6 protein-coding genes (1 of these 6 cut by a window edge) are annotated in these 6,662 nt (G+C 66.7%); 1 reads left to right on the top strand and 5 read right to left on the bottom strand.

Annotated features, from left to right (window positions below):
• A protein-coding gene (locus tag H1Q64_RS27130; protein ID WP_237907538.1) for a peptidoglycan DD-metalloendopeptidase family protein crosses the window boundary here: on the top strand, nucleotides 1-1,118 show its 3' portion. Its footprint begins 232 nt before the window's first position; the window shows 1,118 of its 1,350 coding nt (coding positions 233-1,350); its start codon lies off the left edge, out of view; the stop codon is at nucleotides 1,116-1,118.
• Between the two features lie 28 nt (nucleotides 1,119-1,146).
• Here H1Q64_RS27130 and H1Q64_RS27125 read toward each other — a convergent pair whose 3' ends face one another.
• The 5 genes from H1Q64_RS27125 to H1Q64_RS27105 all read right to left on the bottom strand — a co-directional run bounded on the left by H1Q64_RS27125 (nucleotide 1,147) and on the right by H1Q64_RS27105 (nucleotide 6,471).
• Nucleotides 1,147-1,320 carry a hypothetical protein gene (locus tag H1Q64_RS27125; RefSeq protein ID WP_237907537.1) on the bottom strand — a complete coding sequence of 58 codons (174 nt, stop codon included), beginning with the start codon at nucleotides 1,318-1,320 and terminating at the stop codon, nucleotides 1,147-1,149.
• A 79-nt stretch (nucleotides 1,321-1,399) separates the two neighbouring features.
• The gene (locus tag H1Q64_RS27120; protein ID WP_237907536.1) at nucleotides 1,400-2,386 is read right to left on the bottom strand and encodes a lipid II:glycine glycyltransferase FemX; all 987 of its coding nucleotides are present in this window, start codon (nucleotides 2,384-2,386) and stop codon (nucleotides 1,400-1,402) included.
• A gap of 16 nt (nucleotides 2,387-2,402) precedes the next feature.
• Nucleotides 2,403-3,263, bottom strand: coding sequence for a flagellar motor stator protein MotA (gene motA, locus H1Q64_RS27115; protein ID WP_035682389.1), 861 nt, complete (start codon nucleotides 3,261-3,263; stop codon nucleotides 2,403-2,405).
• A gap of 280 nt (nucleotides 3,264-3,543) precedes the next feature.
• On the bottom strand, nucleotides 3,544-5,367 hold the full coding sequence (locus H1Q64_RS27110) for a phosphoenolpyruvate carboxykinase (GTP) (protein WP_237907535.1): 1,824 nt from the start codon (nucleotides 5,365-5,367) through the stop codon (nucleotides 3,544-3,546).
• 336 nt (nucleotides 5,368-5,703) lie between these two features.
• On the bottom strand, nucleotides 5,704-6,471 hold the full coding sequence (locus H1Q64_RS27105; protein ID WP_237907534.1) for a HugZ family protein: 768 nt from the start codon (nucleotides 6,469-6,471) through the stop codon (nucleotides 5,704-5,706).
• Between the last annotated feature and the right edge of the window lie 191 nt (nucleotides 6,472-6,662).

The raw sequence follows: 6,662 nt of genomic DNA, 5'->3' as shown, positions 1-6,662 counted from the left end.
TGGACATGCTGACCGGGGCCGACGTCCCGGCGGACGAGGCGACCAACGCCATCGCGGCGCTGCGCAAGGTTTATGACCCGCGCAAGCTGCAGGTTGGCCAACAGGTCACCATCCTGTTCGAGCCACGCCGCGGCGGGACCAAACGATTCGTGGGGCTGGAATTCCTGCCGGACGTGGTGCGCTCCGTCTCCGTGTCCCGCAAGGGTGACACCGACTTCACGTCGAGCGAATCGGAGAAGGCGGTCACCCGCCAGCCGGTCGCTGCGCAGACGGTGATCCGGTCGAGCCTGTTCGAAGCGGGCAACGCCGCCGGCGTGCCGGTGTCGGTGATGATGGCGCTGATCCGCGACTATTCCTATGACGTGGACTTCCAGCGCGACCTTCAGCCGGGCGATCAATTCGAGGTCCTTTATGAGCGGCTGGTCACCGCGGATGGCAAGAGCGCCGGCGAAGGCGACGTGCTCTACGCCGCGCTGGTGCTGAGCGGCAAGGAGTACCCGATCTACCGGCACAAGAGCCGGGACGGGCGGATCGACTACTACAACCGCGACGGCGAGAGCATCCGCCGCGCGCTGCTGCGAACACCGATCGACGGCGCGCGGATCACCTCGGGCTTCGGCATGCGGCATCACCCGATCCTGGGCTTCAGCAAGATGCACAAGGGCATGGATTTCGGCGCGCCGACCGGCACCCCGATCTACGCCGCGGGCGGCGGCGTGGTCGAAGAGGTCGGGCCGAACGGTGCCTACGGCAATTACATCCGCATCCGCCACAACACACAGATCGCCACGGCCTACGCCCATCTGAGCCGGATCGCCAAGAGCACGCGCCGCGGCGCCCGCGTCGACCAGGGCGACGTCATCGGCTACGTCGGCACCACCGGACGATCCACCGGCCCGCACCTGCATTACGAGGTGCTGAAGAGCGGCCAGCAGATCAACCCGAAGAGCATCGACCTTCCCACCGGCGACAAGCTGGAAGGCCGTGAGATGCAAGCCTTCGAGCAGACGGTGCGGTCGCTGGACAAGACCTTCGAGCAAGCGCGCAGCGGCCTCCAGCTCGCCCGCACCCCAGGGTCGCATGAGGATAAGGGGTGCACCAAGGCCACCACCTGCTGAAACCGTTCCAGCGCGTTCCCGACGCCTTCTATTCCTGGTGAAGGAGGCGGCGGATGGCGCTGGCGAGAATCTGGACGCCCTTCTCTTCGTCGTCCGCCATCTTGCGGAGGCGGTCGCGCATGGCCTGAACCTGCGGCTTCATCTGGGCCGCCTTGGCGATGGCCAGTTGCGCCTCTTCCGGTTTCATATCGTTGTCGGCCATGGCGTGCTCCCTCCGCTTGCAATCAGGATGAGACAGTCGGCGCCGTGTTGCAACGGCCCTCGCTAATTCGAAGCCGGCGTCAGCGAAACAGGCCGACGCTCTCCACCGCTTGGCCGCCGGTCCCCAATTTGAATTCCGTGACGCCTGGCGCGCTGTCCGGGTTGATGCCGCCAAGGTCGAGCCAACCCACGCCGCGCCCCTTGAGCGCCAGCGCCGCCCGCCACAGGACCAGTCGCATCGCGCCGCTCTTGCGCCCCGACTCGCTGGACCAGCCGATCTGGTAGGTGGCCGAGCCGCCATGGATGTAGAAGAGCGCGCTCGCCGCCGGAACGGTGCTGTTCGGGCGACCTTCCAGGGCGGCGACCATCAGCACCCCGTCGCCCTTCCCTCCACCTTTCAGCAGCGCGTTGCGGATGCGCACGGCCAGCGCTCCGGTCATCGGGCGGAATTGCTTGGTCAGGGCCTGCTCATGCTCCTGCTTCATCAGCCAAGGCAAGTTCTTGGCCTCCCAGTCCAGATCGATGACCAGACCGGCCTTCTCCGCCCCCTTCAACCGCTGGCGCCAGTCGCGGGCCATCGCCGCGCGCAAATCCTCCTCGCCGCGGGAGAGGTCGAGCCACACCGTGCGGTAACCGGGACCCAAGGGGCGGAAGCCGCAACGGCGCAGCATCGCCTCCGCCTCCGGGCCGGCGGCCAGTTCAGGAAGCAGGCTGGCCCGGCTAAGCGGGTTGTCGGGGCAGGCTCGGCGCAGCAGGCGGAAAACCGCCTCCTGGGTCGCTGGATCCGGCTCCACCCCGTCGAGCCACAACGGGCCGCGGTGGATCTGGCGCTGGTGGAACAGGCGAAGCATGCGCCGCTCCAGGAGCTGCACCATCCCGATGGGCGTGCCGTCCCGCTGTATCACGCCGAGCCGCGGCACGAAGCCATGGGTGCGCCCCATGGCGCCGGCATAGGCGAAGCACTGCGGCAGGGTGGAGCGGGGAACGCGGGCGAAGAGCGAGGCCCACTCCCCCACCGTTCCCTCGTTCCACAGGATGGTGACGGCGCCTTCGGACGAGGTTGGCATGGAGGATGATCCGGCGTCAGGCGGGCGGTAGGGCCGAGGTGGCCTCTTCCAACTGGGCGAAGCTCGGCCGGTATTCGGGCTCCAGCACGTTTCGCGAGTATTCGACGGAGATGGCCGGAGCGTAGCCGGACAGATGAGCGATCAGGCCGATCTTCATCGCCTGATAGTATTTCCCTTCGGCGTGATAGATGTTCTTGAGGCCGCTGGCGATCGGCGCCAGGAAGCCATAGGCGACGAGAATGCCGGTGAAGGTGCCGACCAGCGCGCCGCCGATCAGCTTGCCGAGGACCTCCGGCGGCTCCGTGATCGATCCCATGGTGTGGATCACGCCCAGCACCGCCGCGACAATGCCCAGCGCCGGCACGGCGTCGGCGACCGCCTGGATGGCGTCGGCGATCCGCTGGTGCTCGTGGTGCATGGTCTCGATGTCCTCGTCCATCAGGTCGACCAATTCATGCGGGTTGTCGGCCCCGAGCGACATCAGGCGAAGATAGGTGCAGAGGAAGGATATGGCGTGGTGGTCGCCGTAGAATTTTGGAAACTGCTGGAAGAGTGGTGAGTCCTCGGGTTTCTCGATGTGCTGTTCGAGCGCAAGCAGCCCCTTGGTCTTGGCGATCTTGAAGACCTGATACATCATGGTGAGAAGTTCGAGGAAGTCATCCTTTTTGTATTTTGGCCCTTTGAAAAGGTGGCCGAGTTCCTTGCCGGTGTGGGTGACCACCGCTTTGGGATTGCCGATCAAAAACGCGCCGGCGGCGGAGCCCAGGATGATCATGAACTCGAAGGGCATCCACAGCACGCCCAGGTGGCCGCCGCCCAGGACGTAGCCCCCGAAGACGCTGAACACCACGACGCCGAAGCCGATCATCACGAACATGTCTTCCGTCCTCCAGCGTCATTTTCCGTGTCTTGACCGCTCCGCTCCGCGGAAAGCCGGCCAAGCGGGCGTGCTTGCGTTCTGCCGGCCCAGTGACGCAGCAATCCCTTGAGTTTTTGTAAATCTCCCGGCGTCTGACGCGATCCTAGCCGTGACAACGGATTGTGTCACGAAAGGAGTACCCGAAAAGCACCCTCGCCGCAGCCACATGCGCAAAAGAAAAGGGACCGCCTGCGGGCGGTCCCTCTTTACACGCTCGGACGACCCGGCGCCGGCCCGATCAGCCGATCCGCCAAGTGTCCGGAGCCTCCTCCAGCCGCTTGAGAAGCGCCACGCGCTGCTGCTCGATCTCGTCCGGCAGATGGCTGCCGAAGCGGTTGAACAGCTCCTCCTGATCCTTGGCCTCGGCCTCGGCTTCCTTCCGGTCGATGTCCATGATCTTCCGGAACTTGTCCTCGGCGAAGTCCAGACCGGCCCAGTTCAGGTCCTGGTAGCGCGGCATGTAGCCGAACGGGCTCTCCGCCGCATCCACCGCACGGCCGCGGACGCGGTCGACGATCCAACGCAGGACGCGCATGTTGTCGCCGAAGCCCGGCCAGACGAACTTGCCGTTCTCGTCCTTGCGGAACCAGTTGACTCGGTAGATGCGCGGCAGGTTCTCCACCTTGCCTTCCATCGCCAGCCAATGGTTCCAGTAGTCGGCCATGTTGTAGCCGCAGAAGGGCAGCATGGCGAAGGGGTCGCGGCGGATGGCGGCCTGGCCCACGGCGGCGGCCGTCGCCTCCGAGCCCATGGTCGCCGCCCAGTAGACGCCCTCGCGCCAGTTGTAGGCCTCGAACACCAGCGGGAAGGTCTTGGACAGGCGGCCGCCGAAGATGAAGGCGGAGATCGGAACGCCCGCCGGGTCTTCCCAGGCCGGATCGATCGACGGGCACTGCGCCGCCGGGGCGGTGAAGCGCGAGTTCGGGTGCGCGGCCGGACGGCCCGACGCCGGGGTCCAATCGTTGCCCTGCCAGTCGATGAGGTGGGCCGGCGCCTCCTCGGTAAGACCCTCCCACCACACGTCGCCGTCGTCGGTCAGCGCGACGTTGGTGAAGATGACGTTGGCGTTCAGGGTCTTCAGCGCGTTCGGGTTCGACTTGATGCTGGTGCCGGGCGCGACGCCGAAGAAGCCGGCCTCCGGGTTGATGGCGCGCAGCGTGCCGTCCGGCTGCGGCTTCACCCAGGCGATGTCGTCACCGATGGTGCGGACCTTCCAGCCTTCGAACTCGGCCGGTGGAACCAGCATGGCGAAGTTGGTCTTGCCGCAGGCCGACGGGAAGGCGGCGGCGACGTAGGTCTTCTCGCCCTCCGGGCTTTCCACGCCGAGGATCAGCATGTGCTCGGCCAACCAGCCCTGCTCACGGCCCATCGAGGAGGCGATGCGCAGCGCGAAGCACTTCTTGCCGAGCAGAGCGTTGCCGCCGTAGCCCGAGCCGAAGGAGACGATCGAGTGATCGGCCGGGAAGTGGACGATGTACTTGTGATCGGCGTTGCACGGCCACGCCACGTCCGGCTGGCCGGGCTCCAGCGGCGCGCCGATGGAGTGCAGGCAGGGCACGAAGTCGCCGTCGCCCAGGATGTCCAGCACCTTCTGACCCATGCGGGTCATCATGCGCATGTTCACCGCGACATAGGGGCTGTCGGAGATCTGCACGCCGATGTGGGCGATGTCCGAGCCCAGCGGCCCCATGCTGAAGGGCACCACATACATGGTGCGGCCCCGCATGCAGCCTTCGAACAGGCCGTCCAGCTTCGCCTTCATCTCCGCCGGGTCGACCCAGTTGTTGGTCGGGCCGGCATCCTCCTTGCGCTCGGAGCAGATGTAGGTCCGGTCCTCGACGCGGGCGACGTCGCCCGGATCGGAGCGGCAGAGGTAGGAGTTCGGGCGCTTGGCCTCGTTCAGCTTGATGAAGGTGCCCGATTCCACCATCTCGGCGCACAGGCGGTCGTATTCCTCCTGCGATCCGTCACACCAGTGCACCCGCTCGGGCTTGCACTTGTTCGCGATCTCCTCGACCCAAGCCAGGAGCTTCTTGTTCCGCGTGCGCGTTGTTCCGGTCATCCTTTGCCTCTCAACTCGTCTCCGGGTTCGCCGCCCCCTTGGGATTCGGGGTCCGGTGCCCGGAGGTCCGGACGGCTGGCCTTTTCGGCCCTTATCGAAGCCGTCCTCGTTCGGTGGCGGTGTCTTACCGCCGGCTCAAACCACCGCAGCCCGGCCCGCAGGCCGTACGGCGGTCATCCCGACGCGCCCCCCGGGCGCGCCCGATGTCCTGATTGGCAAGAGAGGGGTGGCCCGAGGGCCACAAACCCAAAACGGCAACGGGTTGGTCCGTTATGGTCCACTGACGTTTTCTCCTGGTTGCGCTCTTTTTGCGCGCCGCTTGCCGCGGCGTCGTGGTTAGCCGTCACGATCATCCGAATCCACTGAGCCGTCGGCCGCGCCGGGTGCGCTCCGGCGAGCCTGCCGGGCGAGGCCGGCGAGAGTGACCCTAGCGTCTTCGGGGTTTTCCACGCTGTGATCGAAATCAACCCGCGCCATTTCGCCGCTGCGGCGCAGATCGCAACCGTCGGGGTCGATGCCGGTCATCACCCACGGCTCGGCGCCGTCGGCGGACCGCCGGGCCAGAACCGTGGCGTACAGCCGCAAGGCGTCGGCGTGGTCGGCGTTCATATGGCTCAGGATGGCCTTCTCAGCCTCGGCCAGCGCCATGGGAACGGCGGGCAACATCAACTCGGCGCGGTCGAGCCACCGAACCCGGCCGAATCCGGCCACCAGATGGGCGCGCTCCGCCGACACGGCGTAAACGCTGAAATCGGCGAAGCCGGCGTAGAGACCCGCACCGGGATGGCGCGCCAGGAAGCGGGCGCGGTGGCGCGGCTCCTCCGAGCGCTCGGCCCGCCCGAGAACGGACAGCCGCGGCCCGGACAGCGGCTCCGCCAGCCCAGCCGTTCCGTCGAACAGCAGGCCGACGCGCGGGTCCCGCGCGATGTTCTTCGTGTGGTCGGCAAGGGTGGAAAGAAGGAGAAGGGGTGTGCCGTCCAGGTCGAAGGCCACTTGGACCAGCGAAGGATAGGGCCAGCCGCTATCGCCATTCAGCCGGTCATCGCGCTGGGCACCATCCCCGCGCAAGGCGGTGGACAGCGCCGCCAGACCGGCACCACGCATCAGGCGCCTTGCGGCGCCTCCCGTTCGGCCGCCGACGTCCGATGACGCCGCGGCGCCCGGCCCCGTTGGGGTCGGACGGATGGGGGACTCTTCGGAAGTCATGCCCTGAAACGAATGCGTTCTCCCGCGCAGCACCGTTTCCCCGGCGCCGCATTGGTGCCATATTGGCCCAGACAAATAGGTTGGGAAAA

Origin of the sequence: Azospirillum brasilense (genome assembly GCF_022023855.1) — a bacterium.
Lineage (GTDB): Bacteria > Pseudomonadota > Alphaproteobacteria > Azospirillales > Azospirillaceae > Azospirillum > Azospirillum brasilense_F.
The sequence above is the reverse complement of the archived record's forward strand: the minus strand, read 5'-3'. Positions and strand labels throughout refer to the sequence as shown.